We start from the raw sequence: 25,177 nt of genomic DNA, 5'->3' as shown, positions 1-25,177 counted from the left end.
TGTGAAGGAGGACGTCGTCGAGATCGTCCTCAACATCAAGAACCTCGTGGTCTCGAGCGAGCACGACGAGCCGATCACCGCCTACCTGCGCAAGCAGGGCGCGGGCCAGGTCACGGCCGCCGACATCTCGGCGCCGACGGGTGTGGAGATCCACAACCCGGAGCTCGTCATCGCGACGCTCAACGACAAGGCGAAGTTCGAGCTCGAGCTGACGATCGAGCGTGGCCGCGGCTACGTCTCGGCGACGCAGAACCGCAGCGAGTTCAGCGAGGCCGGTCAGATCCCGATCGACTCGATCTACTCGCCGGTGCTCAAGGTCACCTACCGCGTCGAGGCGACGCGTGCCGGTGAGCGCACCGACTTCGACCGCCTGGTCGTGGATGTCGAGTCGAAGCCGGCGATCACGCCGCGCGACGCGATCGCGTCCGCCGGCCGCACGCTCGTCGAGCTGTTCGGTCTCGCTCGCGAGCTCAACACCGCCGCCGAGGGCATCGAGATCGGGCCCGCCCCGGTCGACGCCGTGCTGAGCAGCGAGCTCAGCATGCCGATCGAGGACCTCGACCTGTCGGTGCGCAGCTACAACTGCCTCAAGCGCGAAGGCATCAACACCGTCGCGGAGCTCGTCGCCCTCTCGGAGACGCAGCTCATGAACATCCGCAACTTCGGTCAGAAGTCGGTGGACGAGGTGCGGGACAAGCTGACCGAGATGGGTCTGTCGCTCAAGGACAGCGTGCCCGGCTTCGACGGCGCGCACTTCTACGGCGGCTACGACGACGAGGAGCAGAGCTGAGCCTCGCGGCCCGCGCTCTGACCAACCCCAGGAAGAACGAGAAACATGCCTAAGCCCACGAAGGGTCCCCGCCTCGGAGGAGGCCCGGCTCACGAGCGTCTGCTGCTCGCGAACCTCGCCGCCGCGCTGTTCACGCACGAGCGCATCCAGACGACCGAGACGAAGGCCAAGCGCCTGCGTCCGCTCGCCGAGCGCCTCATCACGTTCGCGAAGCGGGGTGACCTCCACGCCCGGCGCCGGGTGCTCGCGGTCATCACCGACAAGGGCGTCGTGCACAAGCTCTTCACCGAGATCGCGCCGCAGGTCGAAGACCGTGAGGGTGGTTACACCCGCATCGTCAAGACCGGCTTCCGCAAGGGCGACAACGCCCCGATGGCGGTCATCGAGCTCGTGCTCGAGCCCGTCGTGAAGAAGCCGTCCGCCAAGAAGGCCGCCGCCGCGAAGGCGGCCGACGCCAAGCCGGCGAAGGCCGCGAAGCCCGCCGCCGAGGAGGCCCCGGTCGAGGAGTCGACCGACGAGGCCGAGGCGACCGAGGCCCCGGCCGAGGAGACCGCGGTCGAGGAGACCGAGGCCCCCGTCGAGGAGACCGCCGACGAGCCGGCCGCAGAGGCCGCCGCCGCCGAGACTCCCGCCGAGGACGACGCGAAGTAACACCCTCGCGAGAGGAACAGCCATGACGGGCCCGCTGAGTGCTCGAGTGACCGCCCCGGCGGAGCTCGCGCTCCCGGCGGGCCCGTCGGGCGTCTCCTGGCGGCGTGTCACGCTCGACGACGTCGACGCGCTCGTCGAGCTCAACGCCGCGATCGCCGCCGCCGACCACCCCGAGTGGACGGAGACGCGCGACGAGGTCGAAGACGAGCTCACGCACTCGTGGATCGATCTCGAACGCGACTCAGTGCTGGCCGAGGTCGACGGGCAGGTCGTCGCGTCGGGACTGCAGATCGCGACCCCGAACCCCGAGACGATCGTGCGCAGCATCGCGTTCGGCGGTGTGCGCCCTTCGCACCGTGGGCGCGGTATCGGCCGGGACCTGCTCGCGTGGCAGCGCGACCGGGGTCTGCAGCAACTCGCCGACTCCGACCTCGAGCTCCCGGGCTGGCTCATGCTCTACGTGGAGGAGCGCAACTCCGGCGGCATGCGCTTGGCGGAGCGCTTCGGGATGCCGCTCGTGCGCTGGTTCACGAAGATGCAGCGCGACCTGAGCGAGCCGATCCCCGACCTTCCGGTCCCGGAAGGGTTGACGTTCGTCACCCCGACGCCCGCCGACAGCGACCGCATCCATGCTGCGAAGAACGCCGCCTTCCGCGACCACTGGGGCAGCCAGCCGAGCACCGCGGAGGGATGGTCGTCAATGATGGGCCAACCGACCGTGCGGTGGGACCTCTCCCTGATCGCGCTCGACGGCGACGACGTCGTCGGGTTCGTGATGACCGACGTCTACCCTGACGATTTCGAGCCGCAGGGCTACGTGGGCGGCTACATCCCGCTCGTCGGAGTCACGCGCGAGTGGCGTCGCCAGGGCGTCGCGCCCGCGCTGCTGGCCGCCGCTTTCCGCGGCTATCGCGAGGCAGGACACGAGAGGGTCGCGCTGGATGTCGACAGCGCCAATCCGTCGGGAGCGCTCGGCCTCTACACCGGGATGGGGTTCGAGCCCGTCACGCGCAGCGTCGCGTACGTCGAGGAGTTCTGACCCGCACCGGCGGGCCGAGCGTCAGAAAGGCCTCGGCAGCGACAGGTCGTCCGACTCGTCGCGCAGCGGAGGGAGCTGCGCGAGGCGATCGACGGCTTCGCTGACGGCCCCTGCGTAGATTCCCGCCCCGATCGGGCCGAAGTGCACCTGATCGCGCGCCATCTCGTGCAGGTACGGCTGGATGGCGTCATGCCAGTTGGCGAGCTCGACGTTGCGGTAGACGAGCGCGAAGGAGGAGAGCTCGGCGTTGACGCCGGGGATCCAACCGCGCGGCGCCTGTGCGTTGACGACGATGAGCTCACGCCGCGGACCGATGATGGCTCGCACCTCTTCGAGGCTCGAACGATCGATCGGACCGTTCGTGCCGAGGGCGAGTACGACCACCTCGCGCAGCTGTCCGGCATCGAGCTGCCCCTGCACGAGCGCGGGTGCCGAGTTCATGCCGCGAGAGACCGCGGCGTCGATCGAGATGCCGGGAAACGCCTCCTGCAGCGCGGGCGCCGCGGCGAGCATGGCCGAGTCGCCGATGGCGCTGATCTGGTCGCCCGTCGCCGGGCCGGCGTCGACCGGCCCGTCGGGTTCGGCCGCCTCGTCGTCGGCGCCCGCGGCCGCCTCGTCGATCGCGTCCTGGCCGGCTTCGATGTACGACTGCGCCTCGCCCCGCCCGGGGTCGGCGGCGATCGCGAGACCGCTCGTCAGAGCGAGAGCGGCGACGGAGAGCATCCCCAGTACCGTCGCGAATCCGCGACGGCTGAACGGCGCGTCGTCGAACACGCGCACGACGGCGCGCGCCGCGCCGCGGAATCCGAGTCGCCGGATGGGTTGCTCGACGAATCGGTAGGAGACAGTCGCGGCGAACAGCGTGACGGCGAGCGCGATGCCGCCGAGGCCCCAGGCGGCCAGCCCCTCGCGCGGCCACGTGGGGAGCGCGCTGCCGAACAGCACGAACACGGGCCAGTGCCAGAGGTAGATGCCGTAGCTGCGCACCCCCACCCAGCGGATCGGCGCGAGGTCGAGCACGCGCGCCACGGGTGAGCCCGGCACGGCGAGTGACGCGATCGCGACGGCGCTCAGCAGGGCGACGAGCGGGAGTCCGCCGAGGTAGGCCGCCGGCAGGTCGCCGGCGAGCACGACCGCGAGGGCGACGAGGGCGGCGATCGCGACCCCGCCGCCGAGGCCGAGGGTCCAGCGAGTGGCGCGGCCCGTCATCGAGCGCCCCAGGAGGAGCACCGCGAGGAAGGCGCCGATCGCGAGCCCGAAAGCGTGCGTGTCCGTGCCGTAGTAGACGCGCGTCGGGTCGACCGGGGAGTACGCCCACCCCATCCACACCGCCGAAGCGACCGCGAGCGCGCCGATGCCGACGAGCTTCGCCCACCGCGGGAGGCGCACGAGCACGAGCGCGAGCAGGATCGGCCAGACCACGTAGAACTGCTCTTCGACAGCGAGCGACCACAGGTTGCGGAACACCTCGGGAACCGTCTCGTCGAAGTACGACGACCCGGCCGCGATGAACAGCCAGTTGCTCGAGAACGTCACCGCGCCGACGACCTGCATCCCGAGGCCGACGAGAACGTCGCCGCCGACGACGAGGGCGGCGGCACTGCCGACCAGCAGGAGCACGCCCAGCGCCGGGAGCAGACGACGAGCGCGGCGCACCCAGAACCCGCGCAGCGAGATGCGCCCCGAGGCCTCGCGCTCGCGGAGCAGCAGCGTCGTGATCAGGAACCCGCTCACGACGAAGAAGATGTCGACGCCGAGGTAGCCGCCGACGAGCACGCCGGGCACGAGGTGGAAGATCACGACGGTCGTCACGGCGAGGGCGCGGATGCCGTCGAGGCCCGCGATTCGGAAGGTCGTCGGGGCGCCGGGTCGCGGCGTCGTCGTCTGAGCGCGTGGTGTCATGGGGTGAGGGACTCCGCGAACCAGGGTAGTCGGGTACGGCAGACTCGGGGAGTGACGCGCATCCGGCTCGACCTCGCCTACGACGGCGGCGGGTTCACCGGGTGGGCGCGGCAACCCGGGCTCCGCACCGTTCAGGGTGAGCTCGAGGCCGCGCTCGCCACGATCTTCCGGCGGGTCGGCGACGCGCCCGGCATCACCGTCGCCGGTCGCACCGACGTCGGGGTGCACGCCACGGGACAGGTGGCGCACGTCGACCTCGACGATGCGCACCTCGCCGACCTCGACCGGCCCCGACGCGGCGGCGAGGCGCCGAGCGGCCTCAGCTCGCTCGCGCGTCGGCTGAACGGCCTCGCGGGGGCCGAGGGCGACCTTCAGGTGCAGCGCGCCGGCGTCGCCCCCGACGGTTTCGACGCGCGGTTCGCCGCGGTCTGGCGTCGCTACGAGTACCGCATCGCCGACGCCACCGCGTTGCGCGACCCCCGCCGCCGCGGCTTCGAGCTCTGGCATCCGACCGTCCTCGACGTGATCGCGATGGACGAGGCCGCTCACAGCCTGCTCGGGCTGCACGACTTCGCGTCGTACTGCCGTCCGCGCGAAGGCGCGACGACGATCCGCACGCTGCAGGAGTTCGCCTGGACCCGGGATGCCGACGGCGTCCTCGTCGCGCGGGTGCGGGCCGACGCCTTCTGCCACAGCATGGTGCGCGCTCTCGTGGGGGCGTGTCTCGCCGCCGGCGGGGGTCGCCTCGACGCCGCGCGACCCGCCGAACTGCTCGCGGCGCGCGAGCGCACGAGCGAGTTCGCGGTCGTGCCGTCGAAGGGTCTCACCCTCGTCGAGGTCGGCTACCCACCCGACGACGAGCTCGCCGCGCGCGTGGAGCAGACCCGCGCGCGGCGGGCCGATCCGGGTGCGTTTGACCCGGATGCCGGGCTCGACTAACCTGTACAGGTTGCCTCCGTCTTGGAGGCGTCTTCTGAGCCCTCCACCGCAGGGTTCGCGTCGTTCCGGCGCGAACGCTCACCGGAGCGGGATTCACGAACCACTCGAAGAAAGCAGTCAGAACAGTGACGCGTACGTTCAGCCCCAAGCCGGCGGACATCCAGCGCGACTGGGTCGTCATCGATGCGACCGACGTCGTCCTGGGCCGCCTGGCCTCCCACGCCGCCGCCCTCCTGCGCGGCAAGCACAAGGCCACCTTCGCCCCGCACATGGACATGGGTGACTTCGTCATCGTCATCAACGCGGAGAAGATCGCCCTCACCGGCCAGAAGCTCGAGAAGAAGCTGGCCTACCGCCACTCGGGCTACCCGGGCGGCCTCACGGCGACCACCTACGTCGAGATGCTCGAGAAGCACCCGACGCGCGCGGTCGAGAAGGCCATCCGCGGCATGCTGCCGAAGAACTCGCTGGGTCGCGCCCAGATCAAGAAGCTCAAGGTCTACGCGGGTGCCGAGCACCCGCACGCTGCGCAGCAGCCGAAGGCCTACACCCTGACTCAGGTCGCCCAGTAAGGACCCATGACCATGGCCAAGATCGAAGACACCATCGACAACGAGGTCCTCTCCTCGTTCAGCACCGAGACCCCGGCCGAGCAGGTCGAGGCCCCTCGCACGCCCCGCGTGGTCAACGTCCCCGGTGCGGCCGTCGGCCGCCGCAAGGAGGCGATCGCCCGCGTGCGACTCAACCCCGGCGCCGGCTCGTTCACCGTGAACGGTCGCACCCTCGAGGAGTACTTCCCGAACAAGCTGCACCAGCAGCTCATCACCGACCCGTTCAAGGTGCTCGACCTCGTCGGCAGCTACGACGTGATCGCGAAGATCACCGGCGGCGGCCCCTCGGGCCAGGCCGGTGCGCTGCGCCTCGCGATCGCGCGCTCGCTCAACGAGATCGACCGTGAGAACAACCGCCCGGCGCTCAAGAAGGCCGGCTTCCTCACGCGCGACGCCCGCGTCATCGAGCGCAAGAAGGCCGGTCTCAAGAAGGCCCGCAAGGCCTCGCAGTTCTCGAAGCGTTAATCGAGTCGACTCGCCCATGGCGCGTCTCTTCGGTACCGACGGCGTCCGGGGCCTGGCGAACGGTGAGGTCATCACCGCGCACCTGGCCCTGGAGCTGTCGCAGGCTGCCGCGACGGTGCTGACCCAGGGTCGCCACGCCGAGAGGCGTCGCGCCGAGGGTCGGCGTCCGCGGGCGGTGCTCGCACGGGATCCGCGCATCTCGGGCGAGTTCATCTCGGCCGCGGTCGCGGCGGGTCTGGCCAGTTCGGGCATCGACGTGCTCGACGCAGGGGTCATCCCGACCCCGGCGGCGGCGTTCCTCGTCGACGACATCGGCGCCGACTTCGGCGTCGTCGTCTCGGCGTCGCACAATCCGGCTCCGGACAACGGCATCAAGTTCTTCGCCTACGGCGGCACGAAGCTGCCCGACGAGGTCGAAGACAGAATCGAAGAGGCGCTCGCCAGCCCCGAGCTGCTGCCGACCGGCGCCGACGTCGGTCGCATCCGCCGGTTCGCCGACGCCGAGGACCGCTACCTCGTGCATCTGCTCGGCACCCTCGACGGACAGCGTCTCGACGGGCTGCACGTCGTGCTCGACTGCGCGCACGGGGCGGCGGCGGGCATCTCGCCGCAGCTCTTCACGGATGCCGGTGCGACCGTCACGGTGATCGGCAACGATCCGGACGGCGTCAACATCAACGACGGCGTCGGCTCCACCTATCTCGGCCCGCTGCAGGCGAAGGTGCTCGAGCTCGGCGCCGACCTCGGCATCGCCCACGACGGCGACGCCGACCGCTGCCTCGCGGTCGACCACACCGGCGCGGTCGTCGACGGCGACCAGATCATGGCGATCCTCGCACTCGCGCTCCGGGCACGCGGCCAGCTCACCGACGACACCCTCGTCGCGACCGTCATGAGCAACCTGGGGCTCAAGCTCGCGATGGCCGAGCACGGCATCCGGATGCTCGAGACCGCGGTCGGCGACCGGTACGTGCTCGAGGCGCTCGCCGAGCACGGGCTCTCCCTCGGCGGTGAGCAGTCCGGGCACATCGTGTTCCGGCAGCACTCGACGACAGGGGACGGACTGCTCACCGGGCTCCAGCTCGCGGCCGAGGTCGCCCGCACGGGCCGTTCGCTCGCCGAGCTCGCCTCGGTCATGACGATCTTCCCGCAGGTGCTCGTGAACGTGCGCGGCGTCGACCGCGCTCGACTCGCCTCCGAGCCGGCGGTCGCGGCTGCGGTGCGCGACGCCGAAGCCCGCCTGGGTGAGACCGGACGCGTGTTGCTGCGACCGTCGGGCACCGAGCCGCTCATACGGGTCATGGTCGAGGCCGCCGACACCGAGACGGCGGAGTCGATCGCGGCGCAGCTCGCCGAGGTCGTGAAGACCCACCTCGCGGTCTGAGGTCGCGACCGCTATCTTCGGGCCATGCGGCTCAGGCTCGGTCTCCTCGCGCTGCTGTCGCTCGTCGTCGTCGTCGTCGCGGCGGGGAGCGCCACGTACGCCGTGGATCCCGAGAACATCGGGGTGCGACTCGCCCTGTACGCGCTCGCGGTCCTCGGCCTTCTCGGCGCGATCCTGTTCGGCGTCTTCGCCGTCGTGCTGCCGGTCTTCGGGCGTCGTGTCGCGCCCACCCAGGTCGAGGAGGCCGTCGCCGCCGGGCGCGAGACCCTCGCGCGTGTGCGCTCGTCGCGCGCGACGGGCGGTCAGCTCAACGGTGCGTGGGCCTACGACGTGCGGCTCGTCGTCGCGTCGACCGACGTGCCCGCCTACGAGGTGGACGACCGCGTGCGGGTGCACCGGAACGACGGGAAGCTCGTCGGTCGGGGCGAGCTCGTCACGGTCGTGCGGCTCGCCGCCGACGCCCCGCAGGTGGTCGTCACGAAGGGCCCGGGGGCCACGCCGCAGGATGCCGCGGTACCGCAGGAGGCCCCGGCGTGGCCCGGCGGGTGATCGCCTCATGAGCGTGGGTGCGACGATCTTCCGCATCGCGCTCCAACTCGCGATCGGCGCGGTGCTCGGCGCGATCATCGGCGCGATCGTCACGGGCGACCCGACGTACTCGGTGGTCTGGGCGATCGGTCTCCCGGTCATCCTCACCGTCGCAGGCATCGCGGGCAGCACGACCCTGCAGAAGAAGCTGCCGACGGTCGCGTCGCGCCTGCCGCCGGGCATCATCAGCACGACGAGTCCGCGCCCCGTCCAGACGGCCGCGGTGCTCAACCCCCCGTCGACAGCGGTGCCGGCGACGGGGACGACCCTCGACGCCGAGCAGGTCCCGGCTGACTCGACCGTCGCGGCCCCCCGCGCTCGGCGGGAGTCGGTGCCGTGGTGGTCGCGGGCCGTCGCCATCCTGCTCATCCTCACCGGCGCGGCGCTCGTGCTCATTCCCGGATACCGCCTGATCGGCTGGACCGCGACCAACGTCGCCCAGGGCCGCTGGGACGGCAACGACATGCGCACCGGACTGCACCAGCAGGAGGCGATCGACGATCTCGCCGCGGTGATCGGCGGCTACGACTTCGTCGCGGTGTACTTCTACGACAGCTACGTGCTCGTCGAGGCACCGACCCGCCCCGGTGCGACGACGACGGACCGGTATCAGTGGAGGTACGGGCGCGCGATGAACGACGGGCCGTACTCCGGCTCGATCGACGGACTCTTCGACGCGTCCGACATCGACTTCTCGATCGTGGCCGACCTCGTCGGCCGGGCACGGGCGGACGTCGGCTGGGACCGGGTGAACAGCTACTACCCGTCGGTGCGCGCCGGCTCCGACGGTGTGCCCCAGATCACGATCTCACTGAGCAACGACTACTACTCGGCCAGCTACACCTACGACCTTCGGGGAGAATTGGTCGACAGCTACACGAGCGGATAGGAGCAGCGGATGCCGCTGAACGGCGAGTACGCACCGAGCACGAGCGCATGGGCCCGCGAGCAGGCGGAGCGCTATGAGGCCTCGGGGGGCACCGAGGCGCTCACGCTCCGCGACACCGGACTGCCGGTGATCGTGCTCACGACGCTCGGCGCGAAGTCGGGCAAGCTGCGCAAGACGGCGCTCATGCGCGTCGAGCACGACGGGGTCTACGCCGTGGTCGCGTCGCTCGGCGGCGCTCCGAAGCACCCGCAGTGGTACTTCAACATCCTCGCGCAGCCGGTGGTCGAACTTCAGGACGAGGCGCAGAAGCACGACTACCGCGCGCGCGAGGTGTTCGGCGACGAAAAGGACCTCTGGTGGGAGCGCGCGGTCGCGGCCTACCCGCCGTACGCCGACTACCAGGACAAGACCGACCGGCAGATCCCGGTCTTCGTGCTCGAGAGGATCTAGTCGCTCAGAGCTTGCGCAGGAGCACGCTCGACACGGCGTGATCGGGGCCCTTGCGCAGCACGAGAGACGCGCGCGCCCGCGTGGGCAGGATGTTCGCCTCGAGGTTGGGTCCGTTGATCGCGCCCCAGATCTCCCGGGCGCGCGCGACGGCCTCCTCCTCGCTGAGCGAGGCGTAGCGGTGGAAGTACGACGACGGGTCGGCGAACGCCCCCCGCTGCAGACGCAGGAACCGTTCGACGTACCAGCGTTCGATGTCGGCGGTGCGGGCATCCACGTAGATCGTGAAGTCGAACAGGTCGCTGACCGCCAGGCGCCCGCTCGTCGGCGGCTGCAGCACGTTGAGCCCCTCCACGATGAGCACGTCGGGCCGCCGCACGACGACCTCCTCGTCGGTGACGTCGTAGACGAGGTGCGAGTAGACCGGAGCGCGCACCTCCTCGACGCCGCTCTTCACTTCGGAGACGAACCGCAGCAGCGCGCGGCGGTCGTAGCTCTCGGGGAAGCCCTTGCGCTCCATGAGTCCGCGACGCTCGAGCTCGGCGTTGGGCAGCAGGAAGCCGTCGGTCGTGACGAGCTCGACCGACGGCGTGTCGGGCCAGCGGGAGAGGAGCTCCTTGAGCAGGCGGGCGGTGGTCGACTTGCCGACCGCGACCGAACCGGCGACCCCGATGACGAACGGCGTCGGCCGGGCCTCCTGGCCGAGGAACTCGCGCACCTCGGCGCCCGTCGACAGCGCTCCGGCGACGTAGAGCGACAGCAGGCGGCTGAGCGGCACGTAGACCTCGGCCACCTCCGCGAGGTCGAGCGTGTCGCCGAGTCCCCGGAGTCGTTCGATCTCCCCGGCTCCGAGTGGGAGCGGGGTCGTCGGGGCGAGAGCGGCCCACTCCGCCCGAGCGATCTCGAGGAAAGGTGTGGAGCCGCCGTTCGCGGAGCCGGGGTCGGACATCGCCCACCAGGAAAACATAGAATCGGCTCTTATGTGTGGCATCGTCGGATACGTCGGCCCCGGTAGCTCCCTCGAGGTGCTCATGGGCGGGCTCAAGCGCCTCGAATACCGCGGATACGACTCGGCGGGCGTGGCGGTGCTCGACGACGCCGGACACCTCGGCACCCGCAAGAAGGCGGGCAAGCTCGGCGCCCTCAGCGAGGAGCTCGCGGAGGCTCCCATCCCCGATGGTCACACCGGCATCGGCCACACCCGCTGGGCGACCCACGGTGGCCCGACGGACGGGAACGCCCACCCGCACCTGGGCGACGGCGGCAGGCTCGCCCTCATCCACAACGGCATCATCGAGAACTTCTCCGAGCTCAAGCGCGAGCTGCTCGAAAGCGGGGCGGAGTTCTCGAGCGAGACCGACACGGAGGTCGCAGCTCTGCTCATCGGCCGGCTCTATGCCGAGACCGGGGACCTCACGACCGCCTTCCGCCGTGCGGTCGCGCGCCTCGAGGGCGCCTTCACCCTCCTCGCGGTGCACCAGGACCAGCCCGGCGTCGTCGTCGGCGCTCGCCGCAACTCGCCGCTCGTCGTCGGGCTCGGCGAGGGCGAGAACTTCCTCGGCTCCGACGTCGCCGCATTCGTCGAGCACACGCGTCGGGCGCTCGAGGTCGGTCAGGACCAGATCGTCACGATCCGTCCCGACGGCGTCGAGGTCACCGACTTCGCCGGCAACCCGGTGATCGCGAAGGAGTTCGAGGTCTCGTGGGATGCCTCCGCGGCGGAGAAGGGCGGCTGGCCCACCTTCATGAAGAAGGAGATCAGCGAGGAGCCGGATGCCGTCGCGAAGACGCTCATCGGACGCATCGAGAACGGCGCGGTCAAGCTGCCCGAGCTCGACGGGATGGCCGACATCCTCACCGACATCGACCGCATCGTCGTGCTCGCCTGCGGCACCGCGGCGTATGCGAGCCTCGTCGGCAAGTACGGCATCGAGACGTGGGCGCGCATCCCGGTGGATGTCGAGTTGGCCCATGAGTTCCGCTATCGCGACCCGGTGATCGACGAGCGCACGCTCGTCGTGTCGGTGAGCCAGTCGGGCGAGACGATGGACACCCTCGTCGCCGTGCAGCATGCGAAGAAGCTCGGGGCGCGCACGATCTCGATCTGCAACACGCAGGGCGCGACCATCCCGCGCGAGTCGGACGCGGTGCTGTACATCCACGCCGGCCCGGAGGTCGCGGTCGCCTCGACGAAGGCGTTCGTGGCGCAGATCACCGCGCTCTACCTGCTCGGGCTGCACCTCGCCGCGGTGCGCGGCAAACTCGACGCCCCCGCGATCGCGGAGCTCGTCGAGGAGCTGCAGAACATCCCGGCGAAGCTCGAGAAGGTCGTCGAGTCGTCGGGCGAGCGCATCGCCGAGTTCGCGCAGTGGATGGGCGACGTGCAGTCGGTGCTCTTCCTCGGCCGCCACGCGGGCTACCCGATCGCGCTCGAGGGCGCGCTCAAGCTCAAGGAGCTCGCCTACATCCACGCCGAGGGCTTCGCCGCGGGCGAGCTCAAGCACGGCCCGATCGCGCTCATCGAGCCCGGGCAGCTCGTGATCGTCGTGGTGCCGTCGCCGCGCGACCCCAACTCGCTGCACGCGAAGGTCGTCTCGAACATCCAGGAGATCCGTGCGCGCGGCGCGCGGGTCATCGCGGTCGCCGAGATCGGCGACGTCGAGGTGCTGCCCTTCGTCGACGAGGTCATCCGCATCCCGTTCGCGGCGCCGCTCTTCGAGCCGCTTCTCGCGGTCGTGCCGCTGCACGTGTTCGCGATGGAGCTCGCGACGGCGAAGGGTCTCGACGTCGACCAGCCGCGCAACCTCGCCAAGTCGGTCACGGTCGAGTAACCGCCCATGATCGCGGGGATCGGCGTCGACATCGTCGACCTCGCGCGCTTCGAGCGCGCCGTCGGGCGCACGCCGCGGCTCGAGGAGCGCCTGTTCGCCGAGAGCGAACGTGGGCTGCCGCTGCGGTCGCTCGCGGGTCGATTCGCGGCGAAGGAGGCGCTCATGAAGGCCCTCGGCGAGTCGACGGGCGTCACCTGGCACGACATGGAGGTCGTGTCGGATGAGCACGGCAACCCGACGATGAAGCTCACGGGCGCCGCCGCGGAGATCGCGGCCCGCCAGGGAATCACGCGACTGCACCTCTCGATGTCGCACGATGCGGGCGTCGCGATCGCGCAGGTCGTCGTGGAGTCGCTGTGATGAGGAGCGCCCGGTGATGCGCGAGGCCAGGATCGACCTCGCCGCGCTGCGGTCGAACGTCGGCATCCTGCGCGGGAAGGTCGCGCCCGCGGCGGTGATGGGTGTCGTCAAAGCCGACGCCTACGGCCACGGCGCGCTGCTCGTCGCCCGCGCGCTCGAAGAGGAGGGCATCGACTGGCTCGGCGTCGCCGATCTCGGCGAGGCGCTCGCGCTGCGGGCGGCCGGCATCCGCACCCCGCTTCTGGCCTGGCTGCACGGCGACGACCTCGACACCGACGCCGCCGTCGCGCACGACATCGACCTCGGCGTGAGCACGATCGATCAGCTCGAGCGTGCGGCCGCCGCCGGGGCGACCGTGCACCTCAAGGTCGACACGGGCCTCGCTCGGAACGGCTTCGCACCTGTGGACGCGTTCGAGGCGTTCGGCCGCGCCGCCGACCACGAGCGGAACGGCAGGTTGCGGGTGCGCGGCCTGTTCTCGCACCTGTCGAACACCTCCGCCGCCGACGACGACGCGCAGGCGGCCCTCTTCGGCGAACTCGTCGACGCCGCCCGTGCCGCGGGACTCGAGCCGGAACTGCGGCACCTCGCCTCGACGCAGGCCGCGCTCACCCGCCCGGCGGACCGGCTCGATCTCGTGCGCTTCGGCATCGGGCTGTACGGCCTCGCGCACTCCGACGGCGCCGACCCCGCCGCGATGGGGTTGCGGCCCGTCATGGAGTTGACGGCCTCGGTGGCGGCAGTGCGACGCGTGCCGCCGGGGGCGGGGATGTCGTACGGCTTCCTCGACCGCACCGACCGCGAGACGACTCTCGCCCTCGTTCCGCTCGGCTACGCGGACGGGATCCCGCGCGCGGCCTCCGGCCGGGCGACGGTCGCGATCCGCGGACAGGTCTTCCGGCAGGTGGGGCGTATCGCGATGGACCAGTTCCTCGTCGACGTCGGCGACGCCCCCGTCGAGGTCGGCGACCGCGTCGTGCTCTGGGGAGACCCGACGCGTGGAGCCCCCGGCGCCGAGGACTGGGCGCGCGCGGCCGACACGATCGGCTACGAGATCGTCACGCGCGTCGGGTCGCGGGTGCCGCGGGTCCCGGTCGGATGACGACCCGCCTGCGCGTCGCCGACGCCGAGGCGATGGAGGCGCTCGGCGCCGCACTCGCCGGGCTGCTCGCCGCGGGCGACCTCCTCGTGCTCGACGGTCCGCTCGGCGCCGGCAAGACGACCCTCACGCGCGGCCTCGGCGCCGCGCTCGGAGCCCGCGGCGCCGTGACGAGCCCGACCTTCGTGCTCGCGCGCGAACACCCCACCGCGGCGGGCGTGCCGCTCGTGCACGTCGACGCGTACCGCCTGGCGACGGCCCGGGAGCTCGACGACCTCGACCTCGACTACGACGGCGCGATCGTCGTCGTCGAGTGGGGGTCGGGGAAGCTCGACGGCGTCAGCGACTCGTGGATCGACGTCGCGATCGCGCGCGACGCCGCCGACGACTCCCGCGACGTCACGATCACCGGCCACGGCCCCCGCTGGGGATCTCTCGACGACCTTCTCGCCTCCGCGTGACGCGAGGGGTCGCTCTTAGGGCCTACCTAGCCGCTCGGGTGCCCCAACGGCGACCCTTCGTGGAACGTACGCTGGTCAGGTGCTGCTCGCGATCGACACCTCCGCGGGGACGAGCGTCGCGCTCGTCGCCGGGGGACGCGTGCTCGCCGAGGCCGACGAGCCGGGCACCCGCCGCCACGCCGAGGCGATCGGCAGCCTCCTGCGAGACGTGCTGCGGGATGCCGGGGTCGCCCCGCGCGACATCGCCGGTGTCGTCGCCGGGATGGGTCCGGGTCCGTTCACCGGGCTGCGGGTCGGGATCGCCGCCGCGCGAGCCTTCGCCTTCGGCATCGGCGCCCCCGTGCACCCCGTCGTCTCTCACGACGCGATCGCCTACGGCCACGACGCCCGAGTGCTCGTCGTCACCGACGCCCGTCGCCGCGAGGTCGCCTGGAGCCTCTACGACCCGCAGGTCACGCGTGTCGAGGGTCCGGCCCTGGCCGATCGTGACGGAGCGGCGGATGCGCTCGCGAGTCTCCACCCCGGAGTGCCGATCCTCGACCCGCCCACGGTGAGTGCGGCATCCCTCGGCCTCGTCGCCGAACTGCTGCTCGCCGCAGGCCGTCCGCTCGGCCCCGACGAGCCGCTGTACCTGCGCGCCCCGGACGTGACGGTGAAGGCGCAACCGTGAGCTGGATGCTGCGCAGAGCGACCGCCGACGACGTGTCGGCGATCATGGTGCTCGAGACCGCGATGTTCCCCGACGACGCGTGGTCGACCGAGTCGATGGCGCGCGAGGTGGCGGGAGAGCACGGGCACTACCTCGTCGCGATCGCCGAGGACGGCGGCCTCGACGGCTACGCCGGGCTGCTCGCGCCGGACGGCAGCGGGCAGGGCGACATCCAGACGATCGCGGTCGCCGAGCGCGCCCGGCGCCGCGGACTCGGTCGGACGCTCATCCTGGCGCTGCTGAACGAGGCACGCCGGCGCGGGGCGACCGAGGTGTTCCTCGAGGTGCGTGCCGACAACCCGGGGGCGCGAGCGCTCTACGAGAGCCTGGGATTCGTCGAGATCGCCGTGCGCCCGCGCTACTACCGTGGCGGGATCGACGCCGTCATCATGCGCCTCGCGGTGCCCGAACCCGAGACGGTGCCGGCATGACGGGCCCGCTCGTGCTGGGCATCGAGACCTCGTGCGACGAAACCGGGATCGGGATCGTCCGCGGCACGGAGCTGCTCGCGAACGTCATCGCGTCGAGCATGGACGAGCACGCGCGCTACGGCGGCGTCGTGCCGGAGGTCGCCGCGCGCGCCCACCTCGAGGCGCTCCGTCCCACCCTGGAGGCGGCACTCGCCGAAGCGGGGGTGGCGCTCGACGATCTCGACGCGATCGCCGTCACCGCCGGTCCCGGGCTCGCGGGCGCGCTCATGGTGGGCGTCGGCGCGGCGAAGGCGCTCGCGCTCGCGCTCGACAAGCCGCTGTACGGCGTCAACCACCTCGTCGGGCACGTCGGCGCCGACCTGCTGCGTGACGACGGGGGAGAGCTCGAGCTGCCGACCGTCGCGCTCCTCGTGAGCGGAGGTCACACGTCGCTCCTGCTCGTGCGCGACCTCACCGACGACGTCGAACTGCTCGGCGAGACGATCGACGACGCCGCGGGGGAGGCCTTCGACAAGGTCGCGCGCCTGCTCGGCCTGCCCTACCCCGGAGGCCCGCGCATCGACGCCGAGGCGGCGAAGGGCGACCGCGAGGCGATCCGTTTCCCGCGCGGCCTGACGCACGCGAAAGACCTCGAGAAGCACCGCTACGATTTCTCGTTCTCCGGGCTGAAGACCGCCGTCGCCCGTTACGTCGAGCAGGCCGGGGGCGAGGTGTCGATCCCGGATGTCGCCGCGTCGTTCCGAGAATCCGTCGCCGACGTGCTCACGGCGAAGGCGATCGCGGCGTGCCGAGACCTCGGGGTGCCGCGCCTGCTGCTCGGGGGAGGAGTCGTCGCGAACGCCCGGGTGCGCGCCCTCGCGACCGAACGCGCGGCGGCTGCCGGGATCGCGCTGCGCATCCCACCCCTGTCGCTGTGCACCGACAACGGCGCGATGATCGCGGCCCTCGGCGCGCGCCTGATGTCTCACGGTCATGCACCCTCGGCAGACTTCGGCGCGGACTCCACGCTTCCGGTGACCGTGGTGCAGACTTGAGGCCATGTCCGATCCTCAGCCCCCGGTCCCGCCCGTTCCGCCGGCCGACGGCGTGACCCCGCCGCCCGCCGCCCCCGCCCCGCCGGTTCAGCCGACGTACCCCGCCTACGGCCAGCCGGCGCAGGGCTACTACGCGCCGCCGACGAACACCCTCGCGATCGTCGCCCTCGTGCTCGCGTTCGTCGTGCCGCTCGGCGGCATCATCTGCGGCCACATCGCGCGCGGCCAGATCAAGCGCACGGGCGAGGGGGGCGACGGGCTCGCGCTCGCCGGTCTCATCATCGGCTACGCGTTCACCGGCCTCACGGTGCTCATCGTCGTCGGCTACCTGATCTTCTTCGGGATCATGTTCTCGACGATCGGCACCATCTCGTCGTACAGCTGACCCCTCGGGTCAGGTTCGCTCGACCAGGATCGCGGCGCGTGAGCCCGCGATCCTGGTGAGCACGAGCGTCGCGCTCGCCTCCCCGGACAGCGCGAGTCTCGTGCGGAACTGCGCGGGGTCGATGTCGACTCCGCGCTTCTTGATCTCGAGCGTGCCGATGCCGCGCGCGGCGAGTTCGCGCTTGAGCGTCTTCACGTCGAGCGGGAAACGCTCGAGCACGCGGAAGGTCTGCCCGAAGGGCGTCTCGGGTTGCGCATCCGTCGTGATCCAGGCGATCGTGGCGTCGAGCATCCTGCCGTCGAGGGAGCGCGCCAGATCGCCGATGAGCCGGGCGCGGATGACGGCGCCGTCGGGTTCCACGAGGTAACCGCCGAGTTCGCCCGCGTCGACGTCGTCGGAGTCGGTCGCCGCCGTGAGCTCCGCGGCGCCGTGTGCCCCGAGGACGAGCGCCGCCCGGCCGACCCCGTCGCGCGCGAGGACGCCCGACCAGAGCACGAGCTCGACGACCTCCCGATCGACCGAGATCCACTGTGCCTCCATCCCCTCGGGGAGGAGCGCGCGGTCGAGGCCGGGGCCGAGCTTGATGCCTGCGGGCAGGCGGCGCGCGAGGTCGAAGGTCCAGTCGAGGCTCGGAGACCAGTCGGCGGGGTCGGCGAGACGCGTGGCCCCGTCGCGCCGGGCCGGGTCGAGCCAGACGCCGCCGATGCCGGCGAGGTCGGCGTCTTCGGCGTTCCCGAGCTCGACGCGGGCCTGCGGGAACGGTGCGAGGTTGAACGACGCGACCGCGGCGGTGAGCTCGTCGCGCTCGACGGCGACGACCCCGAGGTCGAGCGCCGCGAGGGCGAGGGCGTCGGCGCCGATCCCGCAGCCGAGGTCGGCGACGACATCGATCCCGGCCTCGGCGAAGCGGCCGGCGTGCAGGGCGGCGACCCGGAGTCGTGTCGTCTGCTCGAGCCCCGCGGGGGTGAACAGCATCCGGTCGGCGAACTCGCCGAACTTCGGCACCGCCCGGGCACGCAGCCGCGCCTGCTCGAGCACCGCGGCGACGAGGCCTCCGTCGTGCCCCTCCTTGCGCAGCTTCGACACCGTGCGCACGACGTCGGCGGTCGCCTCGAGACGGCCCACCTCGTCGAGGAGCCGGAGCCCCTCGGTCGAGAGCAGGCGGCGCAGGTCGGCGACATCCATGCGGCCATTCTCCTGCCCCGGCCGCTGGCACTCGCGTTGTACGACTGCTAATCACCCGCTAGGGTTGTCTCTGGCACTCTCAGTCGGAGTGTGCCAACTTTCGAACTTCACGAAGCAGAGCTTCCAGAAAGAGGTCATTGTGTCGGTCTCCATCAAGCCGCTCGAGGATCGCATCGTCATCCAGCAGGTCGACGCCGAGCAGGTCACCGCGTCGGGTCTCGTGATCCCGGACACCGCGAAGGAGAAGCCCCAGGAGGGCGAGGTCGTGGCGGTCGGACCCGGTCGCATCGACGACAACGGCAACCGCGTGCCGCTCGACGTCAAGGTCGGCGACAAGGTCATCTACTCCAAGTACGGCGGAACCGAGGTCAAGTACCAGGGCCAGGACCTCCTCGTCCTCTCGGCCCGCGACGTGCTCGCGGTCATCGGCTGACATCAGCTGAACCGAAGGCCCCGCGCTCAGGTGCGGGGCCTTCGTCGTCCCGCCACATCGCCGCGTCCGGCGCGCGGATGCCCGCGGGGGTAGGTTGATCCGGTGCCTCCCGCTCCGACCTCGCCGAGCAGGTCGGGCCTCCTCTTCGCCGTCGCCGCCTACGTGCTCTGGGGCTTTCTCCCCGCGTACTTCCTTCTGCTGCCACCGTCGGGTCCGTTCGAGGTCGTCGCCTTCCGGGTGATCATGTCGCTGATCTTCTCGGTGCTGCTGCTCACGGCCACGCGGGGCTGGGGCCCGTTCCTCGTGCTCGTGCGTGATCGCCGCACGGCGCTGCTCATGCTCGCCGCGGCTGCCGCCATCTACATCAACTGGCAGACGTTCGTCTTCGGCGCACTCTCCGGGCACGTCATCGAGTCGTCGCTCGGTTACTTCATCAACCCGATCGTGACGGTCCTGCTCGGCGTGCTCGTGCTGCGCGAGAAGGTGCGGCTGCCCCAGTGGATCGCCCTCGGTATCGCCGCTGTCGCCATCCTCGTGATCGCGATCGGCTACGGGACGGTGCCCTGGATCGCGCTCATCCTCGCCTTCAGCTTCGGCTTCTACGGGCTCATCAAGCGCATCGTGGGACCCAAGGTCGACGCGATCGGCGGCCTCACCCTCGAGACCGCGTGGCTCACACCTCTCGCGATCGTGCAGCTCGTGCTCGTCGGCGTGATCGGCGGCGGCGTGCAGTTCGGCCAGCACGGCCTCGGGCACGCCGTCGCGATGCTCTTCGCGGGTGTCGCGACCACCGTGCCGCTCCTGCTGTTCGCGGCGGGCGCGCGCCGCATCCCGCTCGTCGCTCTCGGCATGACGCAGTTCCTCGCCCCGGTTCTGCAGTTCTTCTTCGGCTGGCTGATCCTGCAGGAGCCGATGCCGCTCGAACGTTGGATCGGATTCGGGCTGGTCTGGGTGGCGCTCGCCGTGCTGACGACCGACATGATCGTCGCCTCCCGCCCCCCGAGGCGGGCGATGCTCGAGCGCGTCTGACGCCTCGTCAAGCGCTCCGTCCGGTCGCCGTGCCTCCCCGAGCGTGCCCCGGCCGCGGGATAGGGTGGCCACCGTTCCGCTGGAAGGAGTCCTGGATGCCGCGTCCGCTCGCCCGAGCAGCTCTCGCGACGCTCGTCGCCCTCGCGCTGACCGCGCTCAGTGCGTGCGGCGCGTCCACGCCGACCCCGACGCCCACGCCGACGGTCACGCCCACCCCGACGGGCGACGGGGTGCTCAAGATCGGCACCCTCTTCCCGGCGTCCGGGCCGCTCGCCTTCCTCTCGCCCGCGCAGGTCGCCGGCGTTCGGGCCGCCGCCCGCGACATCAACGCTGCGGGCGGCGTCAACGGCCAGCCGATCGTCGTCGTGAGCCTCGACTCCGGTGACGCGACGACGCAGAAGGCGGAAGAGTCTTTCGCCGCGTTCGTCGAGCAGGACGTCGACGTCGTCATCGGCCCCTCGTCGTCGGTGCTCGCGCAGCGCCTGCTCGGACCTGCGGCCGACGCCGGCATCCCGCTCATCTCGCCCGCGGCGACCTACCCGCAGCTCACCGCCCTCGACGACGCCGACATCTTCTTCCGCACCATCCCCTCCTACCCCCATCAGGCGCTCGTGCTCGCCGATCGGTTCTCGTCGAGCGACGACATCGAGTCGGTGGCGTTGCTCTATCGCGAAGGCGACCTGGGTGGCTCGCTCGCCGTCGCCTTCGAGGCGGCGATCTCCGCGGCGCGTGAGGTGCCCCTCGACTTCGTGGCGATCGGGGTGGCGGCTGACGCGAACGCCGAGGCCCTCGCCGCCGCCCTCGAAGAGGTCAAGGGCGTCGAGCCGGACGCCGTCGTCCTCGCGACGCCGGACAACGCCGACCAGACGAAGGCGCTGATCACGCAACTCTCGGCAGCCGGCTACGGCGGTGCGAGGCTCTGGCTGACCAGCCAGAACCTCGCCGACTACTCGCAGGCTCTGCCGAGCGGCCTCCTGAACGGCGTCAACGGCATCCTCGAGGGTGCAGTGGCCGATGCGGCGTTCGTCGCGAAGCTCAAGCAGGAGGATCCGGGCCTCGGCGATCCGCGCTACGCCGCGGAGGCCTACGATGCCACCGTGCTCGCGGCGCTCGCCGCCGTGCTCGCGGGTGACGACGGCGGCGAGTCGATCGCCAGGGAGCTCGGCACCGCGTCGATCGGCGGCATCAAGTGCACGAGCTTCGGCGAGTGCATCGACGTGCTCGTCACGCAGCCAGATGTCGACTACGACGGCATCAGCGGCTCGACCAACCTCGATGCGGCCGGTGATCCGCTGCGCGGCACGTACCAGATCGTCGTGTACAACGCCGAGAACAAGTACTCCGGCGTCGCGGTGGTCGTCGGCTGATCGACGCCGCCGCTCAGATCACGAAAAGTAACGATTCCGTCGCGTTACACGGCTGAAACAGCAACGAATCGTATGGAGTGCTTCTCGGGACTACGGTTATCGAAACGGTCGGACCCGTCCGACCTATAAGTGTCCTGTCTACAAACACTCATAAGGAGTGACATGAGCATCACGACGTTCAAGTCGCGGAGCCTCAAGACCACGCTCGGCGGTGTTGCGATCCTCGCGACCACCGCCCTCGTGCTCGGCGGCTGCGCTGCGACCGAGGAGCCCGAGGCCGAGCCCACGGCCATCGCCGACTACACGATGCAGCTCGGAACGCTGCTCCCGCAGACCGGCAACCTCGCCTTCCTCGGCCCGCCCGAGGAGGCCGGCGTCGGCTACGCCGTCGCCCAGGTCAACGAGTACAGCGACGCGACCGGCCTCACCATCGACGTCGAGTACGGCGACTCGGGTAACACCGACAACAAGGCGTACGAGACCGAGGCTCCGCGTATCCTCGCGCTCGACCCGACCGCCATCATCGGCGCCGCGTCCTCGGGCGTCTCGCTGCAGTTCATCGACCAGGTCGTCGGCGCCGGCACCATCCTGTTCTCCCCGGCGAACACCTCGGACGCCTTCACGAGCTACGACGACAACGGGCTGTACTTCCGCACCGCCCCGTCGGACGTGCTCCAGGGCGAGGTGCTCGGCAACCTGATCGCCGAGGACGGCAACCAGACCCTCGGTCTGATCGTGCTCAACGACTCGTACGGCACGGGCCTGGCGAAGTACGTCACGGAGGCCTTCGAGGCCGCCGGCGGCGAGGTCGTCGCGGCCCCGACGTACAACACGGGTGACAGCAACTTCGACGCCCAGATCCAGGAGGTCCTCGCGGCCGACCCCGACGCGATCGCGCTGATCACGTTCGAAGAGGTCAAGTCGATCCTCCCGAGCCTGTTCGGCAAGATCCCGGCCGACAAGCTCTACTTCGTCGACGGCAACCTCGCCAACTTCGGTGACGAGTTCCCGGCCGGCTCGCTGACCGGCGCCAAGGGCACCCTGCCCGGCCTGTCGATCGACGCCATCACCGACTTCACCGACGCCCTCCAGGCGTGGGTGGCCGAGGACGGCGGCGAAGCGCTGACCGAGTTCAGCTACGCGGCTGAGTCGTACGACGCGGTCATCCTGCTCGCGCTCGCCTCGCTCGCCGCCGGCGGCGCGACGGACGGTGCGACGGTCGCTGCGAAGCTCCAGGAGGTCTCGGGCGGTGCCGGTGACGGCACCCCGTGCGACACGTTCGCGGACTGCGCCGACATCATCCTCAGCGGTGGCGTCGCCGACTACGACGGCGTCTCGGGCCCGATCACCTTCGACGAGGTGGGCGACCCGACCGAGGCCTCGATCGGCATCTACGTCTTCGGCGAGGACAACACGTACGGCGCGTACTGAGTCCCACCGCAGATACAGCAGTCTCTGCATCAGGAAAGCCCCTCGGCCTTCGGGCCGGGGGGCTTTCCCTGTGCTGGCGGCCGAGAACCCCGATCTGCGTCGAGATCGTGCTCTCACGCGGGTGATCTCGACGCGAATCGATGCTCTCGCCCCCTGCGCGCCCGCCTGACGCACGAAAACGGCCCCGGACACCCCATCGGATGCCGGGGCCGTTTAGGGGGCTGCTAGGCGCCCAGAGTGCCCAGGTAGAGCTCCGCGACCTTCGGGTCGTCGAGCAGCTCGCGCCCGGTCGCCGTGTGCGCGTCGCGGCCCTGGTCGAGCACATAGCCGCGGTCGCAGATCTGCAGGCAGCGGCGGGCGTTCTGCTCGACCATGATCGTGGTCACGCCGGCCTTGTTGATCTCCGAGACGCGGATGAAGGCCTCGTCCTGACGCACCGGCGACAGACCCGCCGACGGCTCGTCGAGCAGGATCACCTTCGGGTCCATCATGAGCGCACGCGACATCGCGACCATCTGCCGCTCACCGCCCGAGAGCGACCCGGCGCGCTGCTTGAGGCGCTTGCCGAGCTCGGCGAAGATGCCGGTCACGAACTCGAGTCGCTCCGCGTAGATCCTCGGCTTCTGGAAGAGACCCATCTGCAGGTTCTCTTCGATCGTGAGGCTCTGGAACACGTTGTTGTTCTGCGGCACGAACCCGACGCCACGGGCGACCAGCTTGTTCGCCTTCAGGTTGGTGATCTCGTCGCCCTCGAGCGTGATCGAGCCCGATCGTACGTTCACCTGGCCGAAGATCGCCTTGAGCAGTGTCGACTTGCCCGCGCCGTTCGGACCGATGATGCCGATGAGCTCACCCTGGCGTGCCACGAGGGAGCAGCCGTTGAGGATGTTCACGCCCGGCAGGTAGCCCGCGGTGACATCGTTCACCTCGATGACGACAGGAGCGGTGGCGGTGGCGGCGCTCACTTGGCGTCCTCCTCGTGTTCGAGTTCGGCTTCGCCCTCGGCGAGGATCTCCTCCGCCGTCAGCGTCGGGGTGCCGTCGGCGGCGTAGCGTCCGGTGACGACGCCGAGGTCGACGTCCTGGTGGGCGCCGAGATAGGCGTCGACGACGGCCGGGTTCTTCATGACGGTCTGCGGGTCACCCTCGGCGACGATGCGTCCCTCCGCCATCACGATCACCCAGTCGGCGATGTGACGCACGACGTGCATGTCGTGCTCGACGAACAGCACCGTCATCCCCTGTTCCTTGAGGTCGAGGATGTGCTCGAGCAGCGACTGCGTCAGCGCCGGGTTGACCCCGGCCATCGGCTCGTCGAGCATGACGAGACTCGGCTCGCTCATGAGCGCACGGGCCATCTCGAGGAGCTTGCGCTGCCCGCCCGAGAGCGAGGCCGCGAAGTCGTCGCGCTTCGCGTCGAGCTTGAAGCGCGTGAGCAGGTCGATCGCCCGCTCCTCGAACTCGGCGTCCTGCTTGCGCCACAGTCCCGGGATGAGCGCGGAGAAGAACCGCTCGCCGAGCTGTCCCTTCGCTCCGAGCTTCATGTTGTCCATGACGGTGAGCAGCCCGAGCGCCTTCGTGAGCTGGAACGTGCGCACCTGGCCGAGCCGCGAGACCTTGAACGCCGGGACGCCGGAGATCGACGTGCCCGAGAAGGTCCAGTCGCCCTGGTCGGGCTTGTCGAAGCCCGTCAGCAGGTTGAACAGCGTGGTCTTGCCGGCGCCGTTCGGGCCGATGAGCGCCGTGATCGCGTTGCGCGGGATCTCGAGGTGCTCGACGTCGACGGCGGTGAGGCCACCGAACGTACGGCGCACGCCGTCGGCGATGAGGATCGGGTCGGTCTTCTCGACACCCGGCCGGATCTCGCCCTTGTGGAGCCCCGTCGCCTTCTCCCGGGCGACCGGAGGCTGGGGGGAGGAGTCACTTGACAAAGGTCAGCTCCTTCTTGTTGCCGAGGATGCCCTGAGGCCTGAATATGACGATGAGCATGAGCGCGATGCCGGTGAGGATGAACCGCACCGTCGCCGCCTGGATCGTGGTCATGAACGGCAGGATGTCGGCCGACACGAGCGCCGGGAGCAGGTTGCCGATGAAGGTCTGCAGTACCCAGAAGATGACCGACCCGACAAGGGGGCCGAAGACCGTCGCCGCGCCGCCGAGGAGGAGTGCGGTGTAGACGAAGAACGTCAGCGAGGTCACGTAGACCCCCGAGTTCACGTTGCGGTCCATCGCGTAGAGGATGCCGCCCACCGCGGCGATGCCGCCACCGAGGAGCAGCGCCTGCAGCTTGTAGGCGAACACGTTCTTGCCGAGCGAGCGCACGGCATCCTCGTCTTCGCGGATGCCCTTGAGCACGCGACCCCACGGGCTGTTGACGAGCCGGTAGACGACGATCACGGCGAGAACGAGCGCGATGAACCCGAGGATGCGCACCCACCAGCCGATCTCGTTGTAGGTCCACGGACCGAAGCCGTAGGAGCCCGCCGGGATCGGGTTCTGGGCGCGGAACTCCCCGTGGTAGCCCGAGAGGCCGTCGGCGGAGCCCGTCACGTCGTCGAACGCCGACGTGAGGAACGTGAGCCGCACGACCTCGGCCGCCGCGATCGTCACGATGGCGAGGTAGTCGCCGCGCAGCCGCAGGGTCGGGATGCCGAGGATGAGCGCGAAGATGAGCGCCGCCACGATGCCGACGATCACGCCGCCCCACCACGGGAACCC

28 protein-coding genes are annotated in these 25,177 nt (G+C 70.6%); 22 read left to right on the top strand and 6 right to left on the bottom strand.

Annotated elements, in window-relative coordinates; genetic code table 11:
• The 3 genes from ACO1X9_RS14925 to ACO1X9_RS14915 all read left to right on the top strand — a co-directional run.
• Window positions 1-790: DNA-directed RNA polymerase subunit alpha (locus ACO1X9_RS14925; protein WP_486351641.1), on the top strand; the 790-nt coding region annotated here is incomplete at its 5' end.
• Between the two features lie 45 nt (window positions 791-835).
• Entirely contained in the window at window positions 836-1,441 is a 606-nt protein-coding gene (rplQ, locus tag ACO1X9_RS14920) for a 50S ribosomal protein L17 (protein WP_486351640.1), read from the top strand.
• A 22-nt stretch (window positions 1,442-1,463) separates the two neighbouring features.
• Entirely contained in the window at window positions 1,464-2,480 is a 1,017-nt protein-coding gene (locus ACO1X9_RS14915; RefSeq protein WP_486351639.1) for a GNAT family N-acetyltransferase, read from the top strand.
• Window positions 2,481-2,501: 21 nt separating this feature from the next.
• Here the strand turns inward: ACO1X9_RS14915 and ACO1X9_RS14910 are convergent, their stop codons facing one another.
• Complete coding sequence (locus ACO1X9_RS14910) at window positions 2,502-4,382, bottom strand: acyltransferase family protein (RefSeq protein WP_486351638.1); 1,881 nt, start codon at window positions 4,380-4,382, stop codon at window positions 2,502-2,504.
• 51 nt (window positions 4,383-4,433) lie between these two features.
• On the opposite strand from ACO1X9_RS14910, the gene ACO1X9_RS14905 reads away from it, so the two are divergent.
• The 7 genes from ACO1X9_RS14905 (at window position 4,434) to ACO1X9_RS14875 (ending at window position 9,708) form a co-directional block, all read left to right on the top strand.
• A complete protein-coding gene (locus ACO1X9_RS14905) occupies window positions 4,434-5,321 on the top strand; it encodes a tRNA pseudouridine synthase A (RefSeq protein WP_486351637.1) in 888 nt (295 codons plus the stop codon).
• A 125-nt stretch (window positions 5,322-5,446) separates the two neighbouring features.
• Window positions 5,447-5,893 carry a 50S ribosomal protein L13 gene (gene rplM, locus ACO1X9_RS14900; RefSeq protein WP_486351636.1) on the top strand — a complete coding sequence of 149 codons (447 nt, stop codon included), beginning with the start codon at window positions 5,447-5,449 and terminating at the stop codon, window positions 5,891-5,893.
• Between the two features lie 12 nt (window positions 5,894-5,905).
• Window positions 5,906-6,397, top strand: coding sequence for a 30S ribosomal protein S9 (gene rpsI, locus ACO1X9_RS14895; RefSeq protein ID WP_486351635.1), 492 nt, complete (start codon window positions 5,906-5,908; stop codon window positions 6,395-6,397).
• Window positions 6,398-6,413: 16 nt separating this feature from the next.
• Complete coding sequence (gene glmM / locus ACO1X9_RS14890; RefSeq protein WP_486351634.1) at window positions 6,414-7,781, top strand: phosphoglucosamine mutase; 1,368 nt, start codon at window positions 6,414-6,416, stop codon at window positions 7,779-7,781.
• A 24-nt stretch (window positions 7,782-7,805) separates the two neighbouring features.
• The gene (locus ACO1X9_RS14885) at window positions 7,806-8,330 is read left to right on the top strand and encodes a hypothetical protein (protein ID WP_486351633.1); all 525 of its coding nucleotides are present in this window, start codon (window positions 7,806-7,808) and stop codon (window positions 8,328-8,330) included.
• A 7-nt stretch (window positions 8,331-8,337) separates the two neighbouring features.
• On the top strand, window positions 8,338-9,258 hold the full coding sequence (locus ACO1X9_RS14880; RefSeq protein WP_486351632.1) for a hypothetical protein: 921 nt from the start codon (window positions 8,338-8,340) through the stop codon (window positions 9,256-9,258).
• Between the two features lie 9 nt (window positions 9,259-9,267).
• Window positions 9,268-9,708, top strand: coding sequence for a nitroreductase family deazaflavin-dependent oxidoreductase (locus tag ACO1X9_RS14875; protein ID WP_486351631.1), 441 nt, complete (start codon window positions 9,268-9,270; stop codon window positions 9,706-9,708).
• A 4-nt stretch (window positions 9,709-9,712) separates the two neighbouring features.
• Here ACO1X9_RS14875 and coaA read toward each other — a convergent pair whose 3' ends face one another.
• On the bottom strand, window positions 9,713-10,654 hold the full coding sequence (gene coaA, locus ACO1X9_RS14870; RefSeq protein WP_486351630.1) for a type I pantothenate kinase: 942 nt from the start codon (window positions 10,652-10,654) through the stop codon (window positions 9,713-9,715).
• A gap of 31 nt (window positions 10,655-10,685) precedes the next feature.
• Between coaA and glmS the strand changes: the two genes are divergently transcribed.
• The 8 genes from glmS to ACO1X9_RS14830 all read left to right on the top strand — a co-directional run bounded on the left by glmS (window position 10,686) and on the right by ACO1X9_RS14830 (window position 17,015).
• Entirely contained in the window at window positions 10,686-12,536 is a 1,851-nt protein-coding gene (gene glmS, locus ACO1X9_RS14865) for a glutamine--fructose-6-phosphate transaminase (isomerizing) (protein WP_486351629.1), read from the top strand.
• A 6-nt stretch (window positions 12,537-12,542) separates the two neighbouring features.
• On the top strand, window positions 12,543-12,896 hold the full coding sequence (locus ACO1X9_RS14860; RefSeq protein ID WP_486351628.1) for a holo-ACP synthase: 354 nt from the start codon (window positions 12,543-12,545) through the stop codon (window positions 12,894-12,896).
• Window positions 12,897-12,912: 16 nt separating this feature from the next.
• A complete protein-coding gene (gene alr / locus ACO1X9_RS14855; RefSeq protein ID WP_486351627.1) occupies window positions 12,913-13,998 on the top strand; it encodes an alanine racemase in 1,086 nt (361 codons plus the stop codon).
• On the top strand, window positions 13,995-14,456 hold the full coding sequence (tsaE, locus tag ACO1X9_RS14850) for a tRNA (adenosine(37)-N6)-threonylcarbamoyltransferase complex ATPase subunit type 1 TsaE (protein WP_486351626.1): 462 nt from the start codon (window positions 13,995-13,997) through the stop codon (window positions 14,454-14,456). Before alr ends, tsaE begins: the two co-directional genes overlap by 4 nt.
• A 79-nt stretch (window positions 14,457-14,535) precedes the next feature.
• Window positions 14,536-15,126 carry a tRNA (adenosine(37)-N6)-threonylcarbamoyltransferase complex dimerization subunit type 1 TsaB gene (tsaB, locus tag ACO1X9_RS14845; RefSeq protein WP_486351625.1) on the top strand — a complete coding sequence of 197 codons (591 nt, stop codon included), beginning with the start codon at window positions 14,536-14,538 and terminating at the stop codon, window positions 15,124-15,126.
• Window positions 15,127-15,131: 5 nt separating this feature from the next.
• Window positions 15,132-15,596 carry a ribosomal protein S18-alanine N-acetyltransferase gene (gene rimI / locus ACO1X9_RS14840; protein WP_486351624.1) on the top strand — a complete coding sequence of 155 codons (465 nt, stop codon included), beginning with the start codon at window positions 15,132-15,134 and terminating at the stop codon, window positions 15,594-15,596.
• Window positions 15,593-16,630 (top strand): tRNA (adenosine(37)-N6)-threonylcarbamoyltransferase complex transferase subunit TsaD, encoded by a 1,038-nt coding sequence (gene tsaD, locus ACO1X9_RS14835; RefSeq protein WP_486351623.1) that lies wholly within the window; start codon window positions 15,593-15,595, stop codon window positions 16,628-16,630. Before rimI ends, tsaD begins: the two co-directional genes overlap by 4 nt.
• 4 nt (window positions 16,631-16,634) lie before the next feature.
• The gene (locus ACO1X9_RS14830; RefSeq protein WP_486351622.1) at window positions 16,635-17,015 is read left to right on the top strand and encodes a DUF4190 domain-containing protein; all 381 of its coding nucleotides are present in this window, start codon (window positions 16,635-16,637) and stop codon (window positions 17,013-17,015) included.
• 9 nt (window positions 17,016-17,024) lie between these two features.
• Here ACO1X9_RS14830 and ACO1X9_RS14825 read toward each other — a convergent pair whose 3' ends face one another.
• Window positions 17,025-18,200: a THUMP-like domain-containing protein gene (locus ACO1X9_RS14825; protein WP_486351621.1), complete on the bottom strand. Its 1,176-nt coding sequence runs from the start codon at window positions 18,198-18,200 to the stop codon at window positions 17,025-17,027.
• A 139-nt stretch (window positions 18,201-18,339) separates the two neighbouring features.
• On the opposite strand from ACO1X9_RS14825, the gene groES reads away from it, so the two are divergent.
• The 4 genes from groES (at window position 18,340) to ACO1X9_RS14805 (ending at window position 22,460) form a co-directional block, all read left to right on the top strand.
• Window positions 18,340-18,633 (top strand): co-chaperone GroES, encoded by a 294-nt coding sequence (gene groES / locus ACO1X9_RS14820; RefSeq protein WP_486351620.1) that lies wholly within the window; start codon window positions 18,340-18,342, stop codon window positions 18,631-18,633.
• A 102-nt stretch (window positions 18,634-18,735) separates the two neighbouring features.
• On the top strand, window positions 18,736-19,662 hold the full coding sequence (gene rarD / locus ACO1X9_RS14815) for an EamA family transporter RarD (protein ID WP_486351619.1): 927 nt from the start codon (window positions 18,736-18,738) through the stop codon (window positions 19,660-19,662).
• 95 nt (window positions 19,663-19,757) lie between these two features.
• Complete coding sequence (locus ACO1X9_RS14810; RefSeq protein ID WP_486351618.1) at window positions 19,758-21,029, top strand: ABC transporter substrate-binding protein; 1,272 nt, start codon at window positions 19,758-19,760, stop codon at window positions 21,027-21,029.
• A gap of 162 nt (window positions 21,030-21,191) precedes the next feature.
• Window positions 21,192-22,460, top strand: a complete 1,269-nt coding sequence (locus ACO1X9_RS14805) for an ABC transporter substrate-binding protein (RefSeq protein WP_486351617.1) — start codon at window positions 21,192-21,194, stop codon at window positions 22,458-22,460.
• Between the two features lie 224 nt (window positions 22,461-22,684).
• Here ACO1X9_RS14805 and ACO1X9_RS14800 read toward each other — a convergent pair whose 3' ends face one another.
• The 3 genes from ACO1X9_RS14800 to ACO1X9_RS14790 form a co-directional block, all read right to left on the bottom strand.
• A complete protein-coding gene (locus ACO1X9_RS14800; protein ID WP_486351616.1) occupies window positions 22,685-23,425 on the bottom strand; it encodes an ABC transporter ATP-binding protein in 741 nt (246 codons plus the stop codon).
• Complete coding sequence (locus ACO1X9_RS14795; RefSeq protein ID WP_486351615.1) at window positions 23,422-24,390, bottom strand: ABC transporter ATP-binding protein; 969 nt, start codon at window positions 24,388-24,390, stop codon at window positions 23,422-23,424. The genes ACO1X9_RS14800 and ACO1X9_RS14795 overlap by 4 nt, the downstream gene beginning before the upstream one ends.
• The coding region (locus tag ACO1X9_RS14790; RefSeq protein WP_486351614.1) for a branched-chain amino acid ABC transporter permease at window positions 24,380-25,177 on the bottom strand (798 nt) is incomplete at its 5' end. The genes ACO1X9_RS14795 and ACO1X9_RS14790, both read right to left, overlap by 11 nt.

The sequence above is a fragment of the Pseudolysinimonas sp. genome (genome assembly GCF_057350545.1).
Note: the sequence above shows the minus strand (reverse complement) of the source record. Positions and strands in the feature narration are given on the sequence as shown.

Coding starts and splice junctions, on each gene's coding strand:
- ACO1X9_RS14910 (WP_486351638.1), bottom strand. CDS start 4,382: ATGACACCACGCGCTCAGACGACGACGCCGCGACCCGGCGCCCCGACG.
- ACO1X9_RS14860 (WP_486351628.1), top strand. CDS start 12,543: ATGATCGCGGGGATCGGCGTCGACATCGTCGACCTCGCGCGCTTCGAG.
- ACO1X9_RS14830 (WP_486351622.1), top strand. CDS start 16,635: ATGTCCGATCCTCAGCCCCCGGTCCCGCCCGTTCCGCCGGCCGACGGC.
- glmM (WP_486351634.1), top strand. CDS start 6,414: ATGGCGCGTCTCTTCGGTACCGACGGCGTCCGGGGCCTGGCGAACGGT.
- ACO1X9_RS14885 (WP_486351633.1), top strand. CDS start 7,806: ATGCGGCTCAGGCTCGGTCTCCTCGCGCTGCTGTCGCTCGTCGTCGTC.
- coaA (WP_486351630.1), bottom strand. CDS start 10,654: ATGTCCGACCCCGGCTCCGCGAACGGCGGCTCCACACCTTTCCTCGAG.
- ACO1X9_RS14880 (WP_486351632.1), top strand. CDS start 8,338: ATGAGCGTGGGTGCGACGATCTTCCGCATCGCGCTCCAACTCGCGATC.
- glmS (WP_486351629.1), top strand. CDS start 10,686: ATGTGTGGCATCGTCGGATACGTCGGCCCCGGTAGCTCCCTCGAGGTG.
- ACO1X9_RS14825 (WP_486351621.1), bottom strand. CDS start 18,200: ATGGATGTCGCCGACCTGCGCCGCCTGCTCTCGACCGAGGGGCTCCGG.
- rpsI (WP_486351635.1), top strand. CDS start 5,906: ATGGCCAAGATCGAAGACACCATCGACAACGAGGTCCTCTCCTCGTTC.
- alr (WP_486351627.1), top strand. CDS start 12,913: ATGCGCGAGGCCAGGATCGACCTCGCCGCGCTGCGGTCGAACGTCGGC.
- tsaE (WP_486351626.1), top strand. CDS start 13,995: ATGACGACCCGCCTGCGCGTCGCCGACGCCGAGGCGATGGAGGCGCTC.
- tsaD (WP_486351623.1), top strand. CDS start 15,593: ATGACGGGCCCGCTCGTGCTGGGCATCGAGACCTCGTGCGACGAAACC.
- ACO1X9_RS14805 (WP_486351617.1), top strand. CDS start 21,192: ATGAGCATCACGACGTTCAAGTCGCGGAGCCTCAAGACCACGCTCGGC.
- rplQ (WP_486351640.1), top strand. CDS start 836: ATGCCTAAGCCCACGAAGGGTCCCCGCCTCGGAGGAGGCCCGGCTCAC.
- ACO1X9_RS14915 (WP_486351639.1), top strand. CDS start 1,464: ATGACGGGCCCGCTGAGTGCTCGAGTGACCGCCCCGGCGGAGCTCGCG.
- ACO1X9_RS14810 (WP_486351618.1), top strand. CDS start 19,758: ATGCCGCGTCCGCTCGCCCGAGCAGCTCTCGCGACGCTCGTCGCCCTC.
- ACO1X9_RS14875 (WP_486351631.1), top strand. CDS start 9,268: ATGCCGCTGAACGGCGAGTACGCACCGAGCACGAGCGCATGGGCCCGC.
- rimI (WP_486351624.1), top strand. CDS start 15,132: ATGCTGCGCAGAGCGACCGCCGACGACGTGTCGGCGATCATGGTGCTC.